This is a genomic window from Planomonospora antibiotica (assembly GCF_014647955.1).
Taxonomy (GTDB): Bacteria; Actinomycetota; Actinomycetes; order Streptosporangiales; family Streptosporangiaceae; genus Planomonospora; species Planomonospora parontospora.
Window position 1 is genome coordinate 76,411 of the sequence record NZ_BMQE01000025.1, and the last position, 17,748, is coordinate 94,158.

17 protein-coding genes are annotated in these 17,748 nt (G+C 72.6%); 8 read left to right on the top strand and 9 right to left on the bottom strand.

Translation table 11 applies throughout. The annotated features are described in order from the left end of the window. Position 1 precedes the first annotated feature (1 nt). Both IEZ06_RS22090 and IEZ06_RS22095 read left to right on the top strand, forming a co-directional pair. Positions 2-508 carry an SRPBCC family protein gene (locus tag IEZ06_RS22090; RefSeq protein WP_189238605.1) on the top strand — a complete coding sequence of 169 codons (507 nt, stop codon included), beginning with the start codon at positions 2-4 and terminating at the stop codon, positions 506-508. Then, on the top strand, positions 508-1,128 hold the full coding sequence (locus tag IEZ06_RS22095) for a dihydrofolate reductase family protein (protein ID WP_189238606.1): 621 nt from the start codon (positions 508-510) through the stop codon (positions 1,126-1,128). Before IEZ06_RS22090 ends, IEZ06_RS22095 begins: the two co-directional genes overlap by 1 nt. A gap of 742 nt (positions 1,129-1,870) precedes the next feature. Here the strand turns inward: IEZ06_RS22095 and IEZ06_RS22100 are convergent. Next, positions 1,871-2,446 (bottom strand): ArsR/SmtB family transcription factor, encoded by a 576-nt coding sequence (locus IEZ06_RS22100; RefSeq protein WP_229798536.1) that lies wholly within the window; start codon positions 2,444-2,446, stop codon positions 1,871-1,873. A 74-nt stretch (positions 2,447-2,520) separates the two neighbouring features. On the opposite strand from IEZ06_RS22100, the gene IEZ06_RS22105 reads away from it, so the two are divergent. After that, a complete protein-coding gene (locus IEZ06_RS22105) occupies positions 2,521-3,783 on the top strand; it encodes an MFS transporter (RefSeq protein ID WP_189238607.1) in 1,263 nt (420 codons plus the stop codon). A gap of 336 nt (positions 3,784-4,119) precedes the next feature. Here the strand turns inward: IEZ06_RS22105 and IEZ06_RS22110 are convergent, their stop codons facing one another. Next, on the bottom strand, positions 4,120-4,527 hold the full coding sequence (locus IEZ06_RS22110) for a YkvA family protein (protein ID WP_189238608.1): 408 nt from the start codon (positions 4,525-4,527) through the stop codon (positions 4,120-4,122). 246 nt (positions 4,528-4,773) lie between these two features. Between IEZ06_RS22110 and IEZ06_RS22115 the strand changes: the two genes are divergently transcribed. After that, entirely contained in the window at positions 4,774-5,760 is a 987-nt protein-coding gene (locus IEZ06_RS22115; protein WP_189238609.1) for a GNAT family N-acetyltransferase, read from the top strand. A 206-nt stretch (positions 5,761-5,966) separates the two neighbouring features. On the opposite strand, the gene IEZ06_RS22120 is transcribed toward IEZ06_RS22115, so the two are convergent. Beyond that, complete coding sequence (locus IEZ06_RS22120) at positions 5,967-7,352, bottom strand: MFS transporter (protein ID WP_189238610.1); 1,386 nt, start codon at positions 7,350-7,352, stop codon at positions 5,967-5,969. Positions 7,353-7,453: 101 nt separating this feature from the next. On the opposite strand from IEZ06_RS22120, the gene IEZ06_RS22125 reads away from it, so the two are divergent. Continuing rightward, positions 7,454-8,461 carry a helix-turn-helix transcriptional regulator gene (locus tag IEZ06_RS22125; protein WP_229798539.1) on the top strand — a complete coding sequence of 336 codons (1,008 nt, stop codon included), beginning with the start codon at positions 7,454-7,456 and terminating at the stop codon, positions 8,459-8,461. 79 nt (positions 8,462-8,540) lie between these two features. On the opposite strand, the gene IEZ06_RS22130 is transcribed toward IEZ06_RS22125, so the two are convergent. From IEZ06_RS22130 to IEZ06_RS22145, 4 genes are all read right to left on the bottom strand, one after another. After that, positions 8,541-9,911, bottom strand: coding sequence for an AAA family ATPase (locus IEZ06_RS22130; RefSeq protein WP_229798541.1), 1,371 nt, complete (start codon positions 9,909-9,911; stop codon positions 8,541-8,543). After that, positions 9,908-11,458 carry a hypothetical protein gene (locus IEZ06_RS22135; protein WP_189238611.1) on the bottom strand — a complete coding sequence of 517 codons (1,551 nt, stop codon included), beginning with the start codon at positions 11,456-11,458 and terminating at the stop codon, positions 9,908-9,910. The genes IEZ06_RS22130 and IEZ06_RS22135 overlap by 4 nt, the downstream gene beginning before the upstream one ends. Positions 11,459-11,573: 115 nt before the next feature. Then, complete coding sequence (locus IEZ06_RS22140) at positions 11,574-12,674, bottom strand: hypothetical protein (RefSeq protein WP_189238612.1); 1,101 nt, start codon at positions 12,672-12,674, stop codon at positions 11,574-11,576. Positions 12,675-12,744: 70 nt separating this feature from the next. Then, on the bottom strand, positions 12,745-13,548 hold the full coding sequence (locus tag IEZ06_RS22145; protein WP_189238613.1) for a hypothetical protein: 804 nt from the start codon (positions 13,546-13,548) through the stop codon (positions 12,745-12,747). 104 nt (positions 13,549-13,652) lie between these two features. Here IEZ06_RS22145 and IEZ06_RS22150 point away from each other — a divergent pair, with 104 nt between their 5' ends. Together IEZ06_RS22150 and IEZ06_RS22155 are read left to right on the top strand one after the other, a co-directional pair. Next, the gene (locus tag IEZ06_RS22150) at positions 13,653-14,111 is read left to right on the top strand and encodes an NYN domain-containing protein (protein WP_189238614.1); all 459 of its coding nucleotides are present in this window, start codon (positions 13,653-13,655) and stop codon (positions 14,109-14,111) included. A gap of 160 nt (positions 14,112-14,271) precedes the next feature. Further along, the gene (locus IEZ06_RS22155) at positions 14,272-15,174 is read left to right on the top strand and encodes a hypothetical protein (RefSeq protein WP_189238615.1); all 903 of its coding nucleotides are present in this window, start codon (positions 14,272-14,274) and stop codon (positions 15,172-15,174) included. A 50-nt stretch (positions 15,175-15,224) separates the two neighbouring features. Here the strand turns inward: IEZ06_RS22155 and IEZ06_RS22165 are convergent, their stop codons facing one another. Together IEZ06_RS22165 and IEZ06_RS22170 are read right to left on the bottom strand one after the other, a co-directional pair. Continuing rightward, positions 15,225-16,184 (bottom strand): hypothetical protein, encoded by a 960-nt coding sequence (locus tag IEZ06_RS22165; RefSeq protein WP_203872072.1) that lies wholly within the window; start codon positions 16,182-16,184, stop codon positions 15,225-15,227. Then, complete coding sequence (locus IEZ06_RS22170) at positions 16,181-16,603, bottom strand: DUF4291 family protein (RefSeq protein ID WP_189238616.1); 423 nt, start codon at positions 16,601-16,603, stop codon at positions 16,181-16,183. The genes IEZ06_RS22165 and IEZ06_RS22170 overlap by 4 nt, the downstream gene beginning before the upstream one ends. A gap of 222 nt (positions 16,604-16,825) precedes the next feature. On the opposite strand from IEZ06_RS22170, the gene IEZ06_RS22175 reads away from it, so the two are divergent. Further along, on the top strand, positions 16,826-17,620 hold the full coding sequence (locus tag IEZ06_RS22175; protein ID WP_189238617.1) for an endonuclease/exonuclease/phosphatase family protein: 795 nt from the start codon (positions 16,826-16,828) through the stop codon (positions 17,618-17,620). The last annotated feature ends 128 nt before the right edge of the window (positions 17,621-17,748 follow it).

A 17,748-nucleotide genomic window follows, 5' to 3' on the forward strand; every position in this document is an offset into this window, starting at 1 on the left:
GATGAGCGCGATGGGACGGCGAGCGCCGGCGCGGTCCGCGACGGCCGACCGCGAGATCGTCATCTCCCGGGTCATCGACGCCCCACGAGAGCTGGTGTTCGAGGCGTTCACCGAGGTCCGGCACCTGTCTCGATGGTGGGGACCGGAGGGGTTCACCACCACCACGCAGTCGTTCGAGTTCCGCGTCGGCGGGGAGTGGGACTTCGTGATGCACGGACCGGACGGGACGGACTACACCGAGTGGATCTCCTGGACCGAGATCGCCCCGCCGGAGCGGATCGCGCTGCTCCACGGTGAGTCCCGCGATGACCCGAACGCCTTCGAGTCGGTCCTGACGTTCGAGCCCGACGGTACGGCGACCCGGATCGAGATGCGCACGGTCTTCCCCACCAAGGAACTGCGCGACGAAGCGGTCGAGAACTACCACGCGATCGAGGGCGGCCGGCAGACCCTGAACAACCTGGCCGCCTACGTCACCGGGACCGTTCGGAAGGGAGCGGAGGGCTGATGGCCGGGAAGGTGTTCTTCAGCGTGTCGATGTCGCTGGACGGGTTCATCGCGCCCGAGTCCGTCGAGGACTTGATGGGGCGGCAATGGATGGAACTGCAGCAGTGGGTCTTCCCGCAGCGGTTCTTCCGGGAGAACCTGAAACTCGGCGAGGGCGGCGAGGAGGGGCGCGACAACGACATCCTGCGGGAGACGTTCGAGCGCACCGGTGCGAGTGTGATGGGCAAGCGCATGTTCGACGCCGGCGAGCAGGCGTGGCCGCAGGAGGCACCGTTCCACACGCCGGTCTTCGTCGTGACGAACGAGAAGCGCGACCCCTGGGAGCGGCCGGGCGGGACCGTCTTCCACTTCGTCAACGACGGCATCGAGTCCGCGCTGGAGCAGGCCCGCCAGGCCGCCGGCGACCGGGACGTCCGCATCGCGGGCGGCGGCGCGACGATCCTGGAGTACGTGAACGCCGGCATGGTCGACGAGTTCTCGATCGCGCTGTCGCCCGTGCTGTTCGGCTCAGGAATCCGCCTGTTCGAGGGTGTGGACGCGGGCCGCGTGGCCCTGGAGCCGCTCCGCGCGGAGTCCTCCCCGAGGGTGACGCACCTGACCTACGCCGTCCGGGAGCGGTAGGCGCACGATCGACGGCGGAGACGAAGGACCACCCACGCGATTCGCGCGCGGACGGTTCTCCCGCCGGGGTGGCCAGCCCGCCTACTGGATGGCGAGCCGGGAGGACCCGGCGCCGCCCTTCAGATAGCAGGGTGCTGGGAGTTCCTCGTTCATCTTCCACCGCCAGGACGACCCCGTCAGCCGCGCAGCGTCCAGCAGCGGCTCGGGGACTGTTGCGCGCGGAGGAATCGGGCTCTGGCCCACTTTCGATGATGGGGTGACCGTGAGTGAGGCAACCGACGTGCGGAACGCCACCAAGCCGCCTCCGATGTCCTGCCGGCTTACCTCCAGCCGACCGCCTTGTGTCACCGTCCGCTACCGAGTCATCAAAAGCGGGCCAGAACCGGTTGATGTCAGTAACGTGCGCCCGGTTGTTGTCAGTGGCTGCCAGGCAACTGGCCGGAGGATGTCCGGTCAGTTGATCACTTCGGCGCGAGGCTGGTGTCCGGTTGTCGACCCGCTGTGAGGTCGGAGCCGTCGGCGGACATGGTGATCTTGCGCTGGGAAGCGGTGGTCTCCGCGTGAAAAGTGCCTCGTGAACTGGCGGGGACGGGACCTTGGACAAGTCCGATCCTGCCAGGTCACAGGCACTTTTCTCTTGCAAACGATCACGCTCGGCGAAATTCACCGTGAAAGCCCGAGGCTAGGACTGAGTGATGACGGTACGGTCGGCCCTCCGGACACGGGAAGGGTCGACTGTGCCTCACTGGGCGGCGAGCCGGTGGAGGACGACAATGCCGCCGTAAGCCGGTTCGTCGAGGCGTTCATCATCCGTTGCGATGTATTCGTCGAGGATTGCGAGGATCCGCCGTTCCAGTGCGATGGCGTCCTCGGGTGACAAGTGCAGCATGAACCGCGCGAACGTCTGGATGGATTCCGGACCTGCCTCGTGAAGCTCATCCTGGAATGCTTCGATCGGAGCGAGTTTGGCCTGTGAGTCCTCGTCATCCACCTGGGAGCTCAGCCACCATGACAGTCGGGTGGATCGGTAGGGCTTCTCCAGCGCGCCGCTGGCGCCGGTGCGGATCGGTGCCGGCTCCAGGAATCCCGCCTCGGCGAGTTGCCGCACGTGGTAGAGAATCGTGCCCGGATCCCGGCCGAGCCGGTCGGCGAGCTGTTTGTTCGTCAGCTCTTGCTCCGTGCACAGGCGCAGGATGCGCACACGCAGAGGGTGGGCCAAGGCTTTGGCCTCGCGAACTGTCGCCGCGCGGCGTTCCCGTTTCGCCGACGGAGGGTTGCTCTGCGGTTGTCCCTGTTCTACGCCGACCTGATTGCCCACGTCCATCATCGTAGCGGGCCATGGATTAAAATGCATCGATTGAATTTTCTCCACTGATGGAGGAAAGTCCAATCATGACAGATGACACCCCTGGGAACATCCCTTCGACACGACGATCATCTCTGGGTGCCTCCTACTGGAGACTGTGGGCGTCCAGTGGTCTGTCCAACCTCGCCGACGGCATCGTCCGCATCGCGCTGCCGCTAGTGGCCGTACAGCTCACGCGGTCTCCCTCGCTGATCGCGGGTCTGACCATCACGCTGACGCTCCCCTGGCTGCTGTTCGCGCTGCACGCCGGCGCCTTGGCCGACCGGCTCGACCGGCGGCGGGTAATGCTCGCCGCCAACGGCACGCGTATCACGCTGCTCGCCGGGCTCGCACTGCTCACCGTGCTCGATGCCGGTTCGATTTGGGCACTGTACGCCGTCGCGTTCTGCCTTGGCACCGCCGAAACGGTCTACGACACCGCAGCCCAGTCGATCCTTCCGCAGATCGTGCACCGCGACCAGCTGTCACGCGCCAACGGGCGGTTGTATGCGGCCGAGCTGACCGCGAACGAGTTCATCGGTCCACCTCTGGCCGGCTTCCTCACAGCGGTGGGCGTTGCCTTGGCCTTCACTGCTCCCGCAATCATGTGGATCTTCGCGGTGGTTGCGCTCCTGCTGGTGCGCGGGTCGTTCCGGATCGAGCGGAAGGGAAGCACCAGTCTGCGCGCCGATATCGCTGAAGGGCTGCGTTTCCTGTGGCACCACAGGTTGCTGCGCACGCTCGCGGTCATGGTCGGCGTGTTCAACTTCGCCACCAATGCGGTGCTGGCCGTCTTCGTCCTGTACGCGGTCGGGCCGACGTCCCCGATGGGGTTGTCGGGGCCGGCCTTCGGCCTCCTGCTGACCGCCATCGCCGCCGGGAGCCTGTGCGGATCGCTGGTCGCTGAGCGGATCGAGCGGCTGCTTGGCCGGGCGCGTTCCCTGATATTGGCTTTCGTGTGCGGTGCCTTGCTACTCGGCATACCGGCTGCGACGACTCATCCTCTCCTAATCGGTGCGGGATTCTTCATCGGGGGCGTCGGGATCGTCATCTGGAACGTGGTTACGGTCTCCCTGCGGCAGCGGATCACTCCCGACCGGCTACTCGGCCGCCTCAACAGCGGCTACCGGCTCGTCGCCTGGGGCACCCGCCCGCTCGGTGCAGCGGCGGGTGGCCTGCTGGCATCGGCCTTCGGGCTCCGTGCGGTGTTCGCCATCATGGCCATGCTGACCTTCCTCCTCATCGCCAGCATGAGGACGGTCACCAACGACCGCATGGACGCCGCCGAACGCGAGGCCGGCCACGCCTGAACCCGCATCGGGTCACGGTGAGGATGCGGTTCCACTAGCCCACGAACGCGCACTCCATGGACTGCCGTGTAGTCGCAAGTCCTGATGTGCCTACCAAGCGGGGGCAACTCCACACTGACAACAATCGGACGCACGTTACTGACATCAACCGGTTCTGGCCCGCTTTTGATGACTCGGTAGCGGATGGTGACACAAGGCGGTCGGCTGGAGGTAAGCCGGCAGGACATCGGAGGCGGCTTGGTGGCGTTCCGCACGTCGGTTGCCTCACTCATGGTCACCCCATCATCGAAAGTGGGCCAGAGCCAGGAATCGTCAGCGGTCTGCGCGGAATCGATGTCAGTGGCTTCTGCCGACCAGGCGGCGTACGGCGGCGAGCCCGTCGCCGGTCCCGGGCCAATGGCGCTCCAGTGCCTGGGGCCCGGCGACTCGGACAACCGAGCGCAAGACCACGGCGACCACGATGGCGTCGTCGGCGTAGCCGAGAACCGGAATGAAATCGGGCACCAGATCGATCGGCAGGGCCAGGTACCCCAGCAGCAGCCACAGCCGGATGCGGACCCCGCGCGGCAGGGCGCGGTCGCAAGCCAGCCGGGAGGTGAGCCGCAGCAGGTCGGGCAGCAACCGGATCGCCTCGGTGAGCAGGCCGGCGCGCGGCCGGGCGATCGCCAAAACGGCCAGGGCCGCCAGCCACAGCACCACCAGCCCGCCGACGGCGGAAAGAGCGGTGGTGAGCCAGATGTTCACAAGTCGTCCTCAGTCGTCACGCGCAGATGCCGACTGCGATCGTCCCATGCCACTCTCCTCTCAACGGGTGGCACAAGAATCCAAGAACCCGCCTCCACAAGACCAGGGACACACCAAGCGCTCTCCGAACTCACGCCGAGTCATCGATCATCGAGAGTGAGCCGGAGCCCATCGGCTGGGCGCTCAACATTCCGGGCCAAGCCACGACCCAGCCGATCCCAAGTCGGGCCGGGCACGCTCCCATACATGAACACCACCACACCGGACGCCGCCGCGACCCCCACCGCATATGCGCCTCCCGCCGGGTACACGGCCCGGCGGCCCGAGGCGGCCGACGCCGCCGCCGTCCACGGGCTGATCTCCCTGTGCGACACGCAGGTGATCGGCAAGGCCGACATGACCCTGGACGACGTCGCCGACCAGTTGAACGACCCCGCCTTCGACCGGGAGCGGGACGGCTGGCTCGTCCACGACGCCGGCGGCCGCCTCGTCGCCTGGGCCTGGGCCTGCCGGAAGGGCGCCAGCGACAACGTCGACGTCGACGTGGTGGTCCACCCCGACGCCCAGGCCCTCACCGGCGGGCTCTGGGACGCCGTGACCGAGCGGGCGCGGCGGATCACCGCCGGGCTCGGCCACGACCGCGCCGTGCTGGACATCGGCCTGTACCGGGAGGACAGCGGCAAGCGCGCCGTCGCCGCCGCCCGGGGATTCGCCCCCGCCACCAGCTTCATCCGGCTCCTCGCCGACCACGTCGGCCAGGTCGCCGAACCCGCGCCGCCCGCCGGGCTGACCCTGCACGACGGCCTGACCGAGGAGGTGCGCCGCCAGGGCCACGCGGTCCAGCAGGCGGGTTTCGCCGACCACTTCGGGTTCACCCCCAAGGGGTTCGGCGAGTGGTCCGCCGACCTGGACGCCTCGGCCAGCACCGACTGGTCCCAGCTGCTGGTGGCCCGGATCGACGGTGAACCGGCCGCGATGCTGCTGGGCACCGACATGTTCGCCGGTGACGAGAACTGCGGCTACGTCCGCCAGCTCGCCGTCCTGCCCGCCCACCGCGGCCGGGGCCTGGGCCGGTTCATGCTCCGCACGGCGTTCGCCGCCGACGCGCGGCGCGGCCGGGTCGGCACCTACCTGCACGTCGACGCCAACAACAGCACCCCCGCGCTGGACCTCTACCTCTCGGTGGGCATGCGCCAGGTGCTGGCCATCGACGTGTGGCGCCGCACGGTCTGAGCCCGCCCCCTCCGGCCGGGACCGGACCCGGAAGGGACCCGGTCCCGGCCGCCCTCACGCCCTCGGACGCCGGGCCGCACGAGCCGTGCCCCGGGCACCGGGCCGCACGGCCGGAGACCCGCACTCCCGGCCCGGAGGACGCGGCCGGCGTCCGCGAGGCGCTGGACCTCGGGCACGCCGACCGGGAAGCGCCGGGTGACCGCCTCTCAGCGGCCGGGGCGTGCCCGGAGCAGCGGCAGCGCGCACGCCCCGGCGGCCAGGGCCGCGACGGCCAGAGCCGCCCCCGTCTCCGCGGCCGAGCCGCGACTCAGGTACAGCGTGCCGAACGTCGCCACCCCCAGGACCTGACCCAGCTGCGTGACCATCACGAACAGCCCGCTGGCGTCGGCGGCGTCGGAGGGCGCGACGCGGGCGAGGGCCACCGCGAGCACCGGGCTGAACGTCCCGCCCAGCCCCAGTCCGGTCACCGCCATCGCCGCGGCCAGCAACGGTTGCCCGTGCCCGCCGCCGCTCAGCGCCGCCGCCAGGCCCAGGTAGCCGAGCGCGGCCACGGCGAACGACGCCACGATCATCCGCCGGTGCAGGTGCTGGGGCACCCGCCGCCAGTTGAGGCTGGCCACGGTGAAGGTGACCATCCCCGGCAGGAACGTCAGCCCCGCAGCGATCGGGCTGTCGCCCAGCCGACCCTGCAGGTGCAGGGCGACGGCGAACAGGAAACCGCCGTAGGTCGCCATCGCCCCGAACACCGCCAGCGCCGACGCGAGCACCCCCGGCGCGCCGAACACCCGGCCCGGCACCAGCGGGGCCGCGGCCCGCCGTTCCACCAGTGCGAAGACCCCCGCCATGACCGCGCTCGCCGCCATCGCCGCCCAGCCCCACAGCGGCCAGTGCTGCTCGTGACCCAGCACCAGCGGGACGACCAGGAGACCGACCGTCAGGGAGAGCGTCACCAGGCCGGCCAGATCGAGGGGGCGGCGGGCGGCGGGCGCACCGCCCGCGGCGGGCAGCAGCCGGACGCCGGCGACGAGCAGGACCAGGCCGATCGGCACGTTCACCAGGAACACCGGCCGCCACCCGCCGCCCAGCAGGTCGGCGGAGACCAGCATCCCGCCCAGCACCTGACCGGCGATCGCGGCCCCGGAGATCACCGCGGCGTAGAGGCTGAGCGCGCGGGCGCGGGCCGCCCCCTCGAAACCGGTCTGGATCATGCTCAGGACCTGCGGCACCATCAGGGCCGCCCCCGCCCCCTGCAGCAGTCGGAAGGCGATCAGCTGCCCGGCCGAGACGGCCAGGCCGCAGGCGAGCGAGGCGGCGGTGAACAGCGCCAGCCCCGACAGGAACAGCGGCCGCCCGCCGTGCCGGCCGCCGAGGCGGGCGCCGGTGACCAGGAGCATGGCGTAGGCGACGGTGTAACCGGAAATGATCATTTGGAGCCCCGAGCCGGACGTGCCGAGATCGGAGCGGAGCACCGGGGAGGCGACGTTGACTATGGAGACATCGAGGACGGCCATGAACTGCCCGGTCAGCAGGATCGTCAGCAGCCATGGCGTACGCAGGGCCGGAGCCCTGCTCGGAGTGGAGATCGCGGTCATGGCACGAGCCTGGCGGCGGGGGGATCATGGTGGTGAGAGCCTGCTGATCCTGGTACCACTGGCACCTGGCAGACCGGCCGCTCAGCGACCAGCATGGAGGGGTGACCGTGACCCGGCCCGACGCCCGGCCCGATGCGTGGACCGGCGCCCGGCCCGATGCTCAACCCGACGCCCGGACTGATGCGTGGACCGGCGCCCGCGCCGGGGGACCGGAGAAGCCCCGCGCGGACGTCCGGCCCGGAGCGCCGGAGCGGATCCCGCCGGGGGACCGGCGCGCCGAGCTCGCCGCCTTCCTGCGCACCCGCCGCGGCCGCATCACCCCCCAGGACGTCGGCCTGCCCCCCGGCTCGCGCCGCCGTACCCCCGGACTGCGCCGCGAGGAGGTCGCCCAGCTCGCCGGCGTCGGCGTCACCTGGTACACCTGGCTGGAGCAGGGCCGGCCGATCAACGCCAGCACGCAGGTCCTCGACGCGATCTCCCGCACCCTCCGCCTGGACCAGGCCGAGCACGAGCACCTCTACCGGCTCGCCGACGTACCCGCGGTGGCCGAGACGGAAGGCGACCGGGGCCTGGAGCCCGAGACCCGGACCATCCTCGACCAGCTGGGGCCGCTTCCCGCCGCCGTCTACAACGCCCGCTACGACCTGATGGCCTGGAACGCCACCTACGAGCGGCTCTTCCCCGGCACGACGACGCAGCCGCCCGCCACCCGCAACGCGCTCTGGCAGCTGTTCACCACCCGCGACTGCTGCAACCCGGTGGTCAACCGGGAGGAGGAGTTGCCGCAGATGGTGGCCACCCTGCGCGCCGGGTTCGGCCGGCACCTCGGCGAACCCGCCTGGACCGACTTCGTCCGGCGGCTGTCGGCCGCCAGCCCCGACTTCGCCCGCATGTGGGCCACCCACGACGTGGCCAGACCCGGCAGCCGGATGAAGATCTTCCAGCACTGCGCCGCCGGGCTGATCCGCACCGTCTCGACCAGCCTGGCCCTGCCGTCACCGCCCGAGGCGCGGATGGTCGTCTACACCCCGCTCGACGACGAGAGCCGCGAGCGCATCGCCTGGCTCCGCGCGCACCCCGACGTCCCCGCAGCCGATCACACCCACTGACCGGCCGACCGCGCCCGCTGGCCGGCCGATCACATCCACCGGCCGGCCGACCGCGACCGCGAACCCGCCGGGCCGCCGCTCAGTCGGAGGCCACCCGGTGCTCGGCGAGGTGGGCCAGCACCGCCTGGTTGGCCTCCCACCCGTCGGGGAACTTCACCGGCACGCCCAGCTGCACCGGCTCCGCCGACGGGTGGGCGTCCAGCAGCTCTGGGATGCCCGCCCGCGCCACCACGATGCACGCGTGCCGGTGCCGGGAGGTGAGCACGCACAACCGCCCCGACTCCAGGTGGAACGCCGTGGCATCCCGACGCCCCGACAGCGGGTGCAGCACGATCGTCACGTCGTACTCCCGCCCCTGCAGCCGGTTGGCGGTGTCCACCGTGATCTCCTCCGGCACCCCCGCCGCCCGGATCGCCGCCACCTGGTCGCGGTGCGCCGCCCCGATGGCGATCCGGTCGGCCGTCACCGGGTGGCTGCCGCGCTCCGAGTGCGCGACCGGCGCCCGCTGCAGCAGCCGTACGGCGAGCAGCGCCACCGCCTGCACCGCCTCGGCGTCCGTGCGGACCGTGTGCCGGCTCGGCAGCTCGTACAGCGCCCAGCCCGAACCCGCCGCCTCCTCCAGCGCGCGGTCGTAGGAGGTCCGCATGCCGTCCACCGTCAGCTCCAGCGACCGGTCGGCGTGCCCCGTGCCCGCCCGGAACCCGGTGAACGGGTAGAACGCCTCCGACACCACCGGCGCCGCCGACGCCGGCAGCCGCCACGACACCGGCAGCCGGTGCACCGGCAGGTCCGGGTTGTGCCGGAGCAGCACCGAGACCGCGCTCTGCACCGGATCCCACGACAGGCCCGCCCACCGGTCGCCGTCCACGATCGAGAACGGGTCCAGTTGCCCCGGGTCGCCCACGAACAGCGACCGCTCGAACAGCGAGGCGATGCGCAGCAGCTTGTCCGAGCGCATCTGGTACGCCTCGTCGACGATCGCCCACGGCCAGGTCCGGTCCCCGACCCAGGCCCACTTGTCGGCCGTGGCGACCACCACCGCCGGATCGCCCAGGTCCGGCAGTTTCCCCGCCACCGAGACGTTGGCGTGCGCCAGGATCCGCCGCGGCGTGACGTACCCGCTCGCCGACAGCCGGCCGATCGTCAGATCCGGATGCTCGGCCGCGAGCCGCTCCACCAGGTCGTCGACCTGCTCGTTGGTCTGCGCGACGATCATCAGGGGCTCGCCGGTCTCCGCGATGTGCCCGGCGGCCCGCACCACCAGCGTCGACTTGCCCGCCCCCGGCGGGGAGTCCACGACGACGCCGCGATGGCGCGGCAGGTCCGCCAGCACGCCCGCGACCACCCCCGCGGCCTCCTGCTGCGGGGTCGGCACCGGCACCGGCACCGGCGTCCGCGGCCCGGCCGGGACCGGCTCGGGGGCCGGGTCCCGCACGACCTTGAGCGTCACTGCCAGTCCTCCTGCGCGTCGTCGTCACCGGGCACGTACTCCTCGGGCGGACCGCCGTGGGTCCACGGCGTCTCCTCCGGATCCGGAAGCGCCGCCGAGGTCTGGAAGTCATCGGTCAGCGAGGTGTAGCAGACCCGCTCGCCCGGTTCGGGCACCGCCCCCGGAGCGGGCGTCTTCCCGCGCCCCATCCCCTTGGTCACCTTGAGCACGACCTCGACCGCACCGCCGACGACCCCGCCCGTCCCACCGCCGGGCACCTCGACCGCGCCACCCGCTCCGCCGCCTGGCATCGTGACCACCTCGACCACCTCGACCACCTCGGCGCCGTGGCCGCGCCGCTCCGGGCTGCCCACCGCCGCGCCCGGAGCCAGCCGTACCGGGTCGTCGGTGCGGACGGTGACCAGCGGCCGGAGCTTGCGCGAGCGGCCCTCGCCCTCGAAGTGCTCCGGCTCCACCGCCGTCACCACCCCGGCGAACGCCTCACCGGTCAGCCGGTACTCGGCCATGACCAGCGGATCGTCGTAGGCCCGCTGCACGTCGTAGGAGGCTCGGGCCCGTTCCAGCCCCGCCAGCCGCGCCGCCGCGCTCACCGCCCCGTCCCGGCGCGCCTGCGGCGGACCGCCCTCGGCGATCCGCTCGACGAACCGGGTGAACGAGCCCCGGTCGGCCTCCCAGCGCCCGGCGACCCGGGAGCCCTCCGGCAGCGCGCGCAGCAGCTCCACCGAGCGCCACATCAGCCGCCACGTCGGCTCCAACTGGGTGCGCAGCGCCTCGGCCACGCGCTCCACCGCCCGGTCCGTCGGCGCCTCCTCGTACGCCTGCACGGCGGGGGCGAGCACCTCGTTGTCGAACCCCGGGTCGGTGGCCGGTCCCGCCGGCGGCCACAGCAGCGGATCCTCGGCCTCCTCGGCGGCCCGCCGCCCGGTCGTCCCGGCGGGCGGGTCGATCCAGCCCAGCAGCGCCGCGAGGTTCGCGTCCTCCAGCGCGCTCTGCCCGGTCGCCCAGTGCGTGCCCAGCGCCTCGGTCGCCGCCAGCAGCAGCGACGACCCCGGCTGCCGCGACCGGTCGGCGAAGTAGGTCAGCCAGCGCCCCAGCAGCGGCACCGACGGGTGCACCGGATACGGGCCGTCGGCCCGCCGGAACCGGGTGGACCGGCCCAGCAGCCCGGTGAACTCCGCCGCCGGGCGGTTCGGCACCAGGAGCTGCGGCGCCTCCAGGCACCGCTCGTACGGTTCGCCGCCCTTGCGCTCCACCGTCTCCGTCCGCTTCTGGAAACCCTCGACGTACGGCAGCAGCACCTCGGCCAGCTCGGCGGCGAACGCGAACCGCAGGTCCCGGTTGCGCGGCTGCGGCACCACCAGCAGCCGGGGGTGGTCCGGGTCGGTGCCGACCATCGCGCCGAGCGGGGCGGCGGCCTCACCGGCCATCTTCAGCGGGACGAACACCATGGGGCGGTCCGAGACGTGGCAGTGCCGGACCGTGGTGATCCGCTGCGCCACGCCCTCCCGCATCGCCCGCAGCCGTGCCAGCGCGGTCAGCGCGCTCATGGGACCCGCTCCGCCGGGCTCGCCGACGGGGCGCGGCCGCATCCCCGGGCCGGCCCGCTCATGAGGCCCTCCGCGGGCCCGCTCGCCACGGGCGCAGGCCTGCTCGCCGCGGGACTCATGCGACGCACTCGCGGCGCAGGCGGTCCGCCAGGCGGAGCAGCCGGGCGATCTCCTCCTGGCCCTCGCCCGGCTCACGCGTGCCCTCGGCCAGGCCCAGCGCCTCGTCCATCCCGGACACGCCGCCGAGCTGGTCGCGGACCTGGCGGCCGAGCAGGTCGGTGGAACCGCAGCCGCGCGCCTCGTCCCGGCAGAACATGCACATGTCACACGCCGCCAGGCAGTCCGGCGCGTACCGGGCCGGCACCCGGCGCAGCGCCTCGGCCAGCTCGCCCGCCGAACGGGTCGGCACGCCGTCGGCGTCCGGCTCCAGGGAGAAGGTCAGCCCCTCCGGCAGGTCCTCCAACAGCCGGTCCACCCGGGTCATCCGGGCCAGCTGCCGCCGGAGCACCGCCAGCTGCCTGCGCACGTCCACCAGCGAGGCCACCGGGCGGTTGGCGAAGTTCTCCGGGCAGACGAGCACCACGTCGTGGGAGACTCGCTCCGGGTCGTGCCCCAGCTCCTCCATGAGCGCGCGCAGCGCCAGCACGTAGACCGCCGCCTGCCGCGCCGCCGCCGCCACCTTCTCCGGCTCGGCCTGGCCGTCGATCACGGAGAACGACTTGATCTCCACGATGTGGAAGCGCCCGCCGAGCTGGAACGCCACCACGTCCGGCTCCAGGTAGGAGGTGTGCCCGGCGATCCGCAGGCTCAGCAGCGGATGGTCGTAGAAGACCGCCGAGTCCTCGCTCTCCCGGGCCGCCCGGTCGATCAGGGTCCGGGTGTGCGAGGCCCGCAGGTGCGCGCCGACGTTCTCCACGTCCTGGTAGCCGACCTGCGCGACCGGCAGCCCCATCAGCTCGCGCAGCAGCCGCAGCAGCTCGGCGCAGCCGTTCTCCTTCACCAGCGACTCGAAGACGTTCCCGCGGGTGATCGCGAACTGCGACTGGCCGAAGGGCGCCGGGAAGCCGACGTGCCGGGCCGCGGCGTCCTTGTCGACCCCGGCGGCGTCCAGCAGCGACCGCCGGGCGCATCCGGGGTTGGCGGCCAGCGCCGCGATGGCCCGGGCGTCGTGCGCGCGGGCCGGCCCCGGCCCGCGCAGATCGTCCAGCCGGCTCACCGCACGCCTCCGCAACGGCCGTGGAGGACGTCCCCGGAACGGTCCCGAAGGTCCTCGTGATGCCCGCCCATCAGCAGGCCCCCCTCAATGTGCTCAGTGCGGCCGCGCCGAACAGGCGCTCCACGTCGGTCAGCTGATCGCCCGCCCGGGCCGCCACCTCGGCCCGCTGCGCGGTGTCGGCGGGCAGGTGCACCTCCAGCTCCGCCCGGGCCGCCCCGACCACGGTCGCCGGATCGGCCGGGCCGAACCCGCCCTCCACGGCCCCCGGGATGTTCTGCGCCATCCGCGAGAGCAGCCGCACCGCGCCCGGCGGGGGCTCGGCCAGCCGGGTCAGGTGCTCGGCGATGCGGATGGCGGCGGTGAGGAAGTCGACCCGCGGGCTCAGCGGCCCCACCACCCGCGCCTCCAGCGGCCAGGTGCTGTCGGCCAGCAGCCCCCGGGCAGGGGAGAGCCGGTCGGTCAGCGCCGCGCACAGGTAGTACGGCCTGGCGTAGGGGTCGCTGCGGAAGGAGCGTTCCTCGTCGCGGCGGAGGCTGGACAGCTGCGGGCTGCGCAGCCCTCCGGCGAAGAACGCCTCGTTGACCGCCACGACCAGTTTGGCGGCGGTCGGCACCCCCAGCAGGAGCAGCGCCTGGTGCACCTGCTCCCGGATCGGCATCAGCGCCGCCCCGGACTCGCGGAGGGCCGCGCCCGCCGTCTCCTCGGCTCTCCCGGCATCCTCGGTGACGACCGCCTCGTCCCAGGCCCGCTCGGCCCGGCGCAGGTCCGCCCGCAGGAGCCGGGCCAGCGAGGTGTCGCGGGCCTTGACCGCCCGCCGCACCTCGGCGCGGAGCTCGGTGATCCGCCGCTCCAGCGCGTCCAGTGGTTCACTCACGGCCCGGATCGTAACAGGAGTTCCACCCGTCTCCCTTGAATTCCAGCGATTTCCAGCATTAAAGTGCATGACATGTGGTGATATATGGGCGAAAGGGGCATTTCATGCGCAACTTGTCGCAGGGGCGAACCGTCCACCTGCTGGACGTGGAGAACCTGGTAGGAGCCCCGCGCCCCGCCCTCGGCGAGGTCGTCACCATGATGCGCCTCTACCGCCGCCGCGTCCCCGCGGGCGGCATGGACCAGTACGTCGCCGCCGTCAACCACGGCGCCCTGCTCCCCGTCGGCCTCGCCCTGACCGGCATCCAGCTCCTGGTCCGCTCCGGCCGCGACGGCGCCGACGAGGCGCTGCGCGAGGTGATCCGCCTCGACCACCTGCACATCCGGTTCGAACGCGTGGTCATCGGCTCCGGCGACGGCACCTTCACCGACCTCGCCGACTGGCTCCGCGGCCGCGGCGTCCAGGTCGTCGTGGTCTCCCGCCCCGGCGCCCTCAGCCACCGGCTCCGCCGTACGGCGGGCCAGGTCATCTCCCTCGAACCGCCCCTGGACCTGGCCGCCTGACCGCCTCGCCGTGGGACCCGTCCGGTCCGGGGGCCGTGAAGCCCGCCCAGTCCGGCGGTCATGAGTGGCCGAGGCCCGGCCAGCCCGGCGGTCATGAGTGGCCGAGGCCCGTCCGGTCCGGCGATCATGCGTGGCCGTGAATCCGTTTAGTCTGGCGGTCATGAGCGCGGGGAACGCCCACTACGTCGTCGTCGACCGCGGAGGACACCGGGTCTGGTCGCAGCGCGGCGGCGCCGCCACCTTCCACCGCGACCTGCTCTGGGGTCCGGAACGCACCCTCGACTTCATCCGCCGGCAGCAGGGCGGCCACGCGGCCTTCTGGATGAACTCCGTGTGGTGGCGGGCCGTGGCCCTGCTCGACCTGCGCGAACGGCGGCTCCTCGTGCACACCGAGCACGAGATCGCCGGATACCGCCGCACCGGTCTGCGGGAGATCCGCGCCTGGCTCAGGATCATGGCCGCCCTGTGGCCGGGCTGGACGGTGACGTGGGTGCCGCGCGGCCTGTACCAGGTCATGGAGTATCTCGGCCTGCCGTACGACACCGTGCTCTACCTGGACGAACCACCGTCTCCGCTGGCGGGCCAGTGGGCCCTGGCGCCCGCCGAGGAGGACGATCTGGCCCGGGTCGCCCCCACCCTCGTCGCCGTCCGCGACGAGGGCGGCCGCCTGTCCTTCGGTGGCTGCTGGGCCAGCGGGATGGCCGAACCGCTGCTGACCGGGCCCGCCGTGCTCGCCTCTCCCCAGGAGGAGGCCACCGGGTTCGCGGCACTGGAGTCGGTCCCCTGGAACGGGGCCTTCCTGGACGTCCCCGGCCGCCGCCTGGACTGGTGGTCGCTGGACTGCCTCCTCGATCCGGCGTGGCCGGCGCACCACTGGCACGGCTGGACGCTGACCGATCACGGAGACGCCTTCGAGGAGGTCGCCGCCCTCATCGGCCCCGAACTGCTGCTGGACGCGGGCACGGACGACGACGCCCTGCGGGGGCTCACCGACTGGTTCGCCCGCGGCACCGCCGACCCCCGCGACCGCGAACGCCTGCTCCGGATCCCCCCGACCGGCTGAGCGGATCGGCGCGGTGGGGCCGGACTCCGCGACGGCCGGGGGAGGGGAGGTCAGGGCCAGGTGTTGGCCTGGGCTTCGAAGACGTCCGGGTCGCTCTCCACCGGCAGGACGCAGACCAGGTGGCCGCCGGGCGCGCGGAGCACGCGGCACTCCTGCCACTGCGAGACCTGCACGGCGCCCAGGGCGAGCGAGCGCAGCCAGGACCGGGTGAAGGACGGTTCCGCCGCGATACGGCGGGCGAGGGCGTCGCGCACCCGGCGGCTGCGGCCCAGTTCCACCAGGGCGACCGCCTGGGCGAGGGCGCTCAGGGTCTTGTCGTCGCGGCGCGGTACGGTGACCGCCTCGTCGGCCCAGAGCGTCCGCCGGAACGACGGGGTGAGCTTGTGCTGATCGTCGCCGAGGTAGCTCCAGAACCGCGGTTCGACGGACACGCTCGTCACGGCTCTTCGCGGCAGGGACCCGGTCCAGGGGGCGTTCTGCCACCATCGCCAGGTGTTGGGACTGGTCTTCTCCCGTGCGGTGATGCCGAGGAAGCGCAGCTTGAGACGGATGACGTCCCAGGTCTCCCGCTCGTCGGAGATCCAGTCGCGCAGCAGGCCGTACAGGTGATTGAAGGTGGCTCCGCCGTACACCAGGTCGGTGAAGACGATCGGGCGCTCGCGGCGGGCCAGGCCGTACGGGGTGATGCCCAGCGCTTCGAGGTTGGCCCGCAGCTGCCGGACCTCGGCGGTCCGCAGCGGGCCGTCCAGGCGGTAGGAGAAGGGCAGCAGGTGCAGCCGGTCGCGGTGCGAGGTCCGGGCCAGGGCGCCGGAGAGCAGGTCGTGGACGCTGTCGGCGGAGCGGCCGACGAAGTACAGGTCGCCGGCTGCGCTGCGGGCCACCACCTTGGTGGCGCAGCCGACCAGTTCGTCCACGTAGGGGAACTTGTTTCCAGGGTGGTCACGCAGGAGACCGCCGAGCCGGTCGCGACGGACCAGATCCCAGCGGAACGGCCGGTTCGGAACCGTCATGGGCCGTGCTCGCCGCGGGGTTCGGTCGTCCCGTCCGGACGTCCCCGGAGCTGTCCTGCATCGTCGGGCGGGGTGCGGACCGGGCTGCGGCGGAGCCGGCGTGCCCAGGCGTCGCGGTCGGCGTCGCCGGCGTCGCGGCCTGGGTGACTCGGGCAGGAGCGGGCCAGCGCCCACTCGAAGCCCTCGCGGGTGATCTCGATCGCCAGGACCCGGGACTGTCCGGGCTTGGCGGCCCAGCCGCAGCGGTACATCATCCACAGGAACGACGGCTTGATCCAGGTCATCCGCTCCCGCTTGAACGGCGGGACGAACCGCTGCGCCGCGACCGCGGACCCGGCGATGGGCGGGTCATAGGCCTGGTAGACGGTGAGGGAGTCGTCGGTGTACACGGCGCGGATCTGCCGGTAGGGCGGGGGCACGCCCACCAGCGTGGCGAAACCCGTCCCTGCCGGGCAACAGGATTACCGGTCCCGGCGCGGGTCCCACCACGTGCCGGACGGCGGGGTGGCCGAGGTCGAGCAGGTGCTCGGTGGTCAGGCGCGTGCCTGCCGCCTGACCCGCTCCGTCCGTCGCCCCGCCGTACGGAGCATCCGGGTCCGCCGATGCCCGGTACCCGGCGGGCTTGTGGGAACGTCTGAGGCATGAAGGTCATGTCTTTCAACGTGCTCGTCGGGGGCGAGGAGCGGTTCGACGAGATCCGCTCGATCGTGGCGGCCGAGCGGCCCGACCTGCTGGTGCTGCAGGAGTGCGTCGGCTGGGAGGACGGCGGGCGGCTCCGTGAGCTGGCCGGGGCGATAGGCATCCCCGGAGGGGACGGGCACCTGGTCGTCGGGACGGCGAACCGGCGGCCGAGCGGCCGGCGGTACGACGTCTGCCTGGCGTCCCGCGCGCCGATCCTGCGCCGGGCGGTGCACGCGCCGCCGTTCATGGCGCACTGCGCCGTCGAGGTGGAGCTGGCCTCCCCCGGAAGGGGCGACCCGCTGCTCGTCCTGGGCACCCACCTCGTCGCCAGCGACGAGGACGCGCGGCTGGCCGAGGCGGACGAACTGCTCCGCCTCCTCCCGCCCGAACTGCTGGCCGTGCGCGACTGCCTGCTGGTCGGCGACCTCAACGGGCTCTCCCGCCACGATCCCTACCCGGACGACCTGGCCGACCGCCTGGCCGGGGCCGGGATCGACAAGTACGGCCGGCCGCCCCGGTTCGAGGTGATGGACCGGCTGGAGAAGGCCGGCTGGGTGGACGCCCTGCGGGCCCGGCCGCGCTCGTCGCGCTGGGCCACCGCGCCCCGCGGCGGCGCCGGCGTGCTGGTCGACACCCGCAGCGACTACATCATGCTGTCGCAGCCGCTGGCCGCCCGCCTGGAATGGGCCGACGTGGTGGAGACCGGGACGGCCTCCGACCACCACGCGGTGGTGGCCCTGCTGGACGGTCACTGACTCCGGGGGCGGGTCCGGTCTCCGGCCGCCACGCGGTCCAGCACCGACCCCCGAGGTGCCATCGTGACCTACGCGGCGGGTCCCGTCTCCAGCCGCCACGCGGTGGTGGCCCTGCTGGACGGGCGGGA

Excerpts from the sequence above, each read along its gene's own strand:
- IEZ06_RS22090 (WP_189238605.1), top strand. The coding sequence starts at position 2 with ATGAGCGCGATGGGACGGCGAGCGCCGGCGCGGTCCGCGACGGCCGAC.
- IEZ06_RS22095 (WP_189238606.1), top strand. The coding sequence starts at position 508 with ATGGCCGGGAAGGTGTTCTTCAGCGTGTCGATGTCGCTGGACGGGTTC.
- IEZ06_RS22105 (WP_189238607.1), top strand. The coding sequence starts at position 2,521 with ATGACAGATGACACCCCTGGGAACATCCCTTCGACACGACGATCATCT.
- IEZ06_RS22115 (WP_189238609.1), top strand. The coding sequence starts at position 4,774 with ATGAACACCACCACACCGGACGCCGCCGCGACCCCCACCGCATATGCG.
- IEZ06_RS22120 (WP_189238610.1), bottom strand. The coding sequence starts at position 7,352 with ATGACCGCGATCTCCACTCCGAGCAGGGCTCCGGCCCTGCGTACGCCA.
- IEZ06_RS22135 (WP_189238611.1), bottom strand. The coding sequence starts at position 11,458 with ATGAGCGCGCTGACCGCGCTGGCACGGCTGCGGGCGATGCGGGAGGGC.
- IEZ06_RS22150 (WP_189238614.1), top strand. The coding sequence starts at position 13,653 with ATGCGCAACTTGTCGCAGGGGCGAACCGTCCACCTGCTGGACGTGGAG.
- IEZ06_RS22155 (WP_189238615.1), top strand. The coding sequence starts at position 14,272 with ATGAGCGCGGGGAACGCCCACTACGTCGTCGTCGACCGCGGAGGACAC.
- IEZ06_RS22165 (WP_203872072.1), bottom strand. The coding sequence starts at position 16,184 with ATGACGGTTCCGAACCGGCCGTTCCGCTGGGATCTGGTCCGTCGCGAC.
- IEZ06_RS22175 (WP_189238617.1), top strand. The coding sequence starts at position 16,826 with ATGAAGGTCATGTCTTTCAACGTGCTCGTCGGGGGCGAGGAGCGGTTC.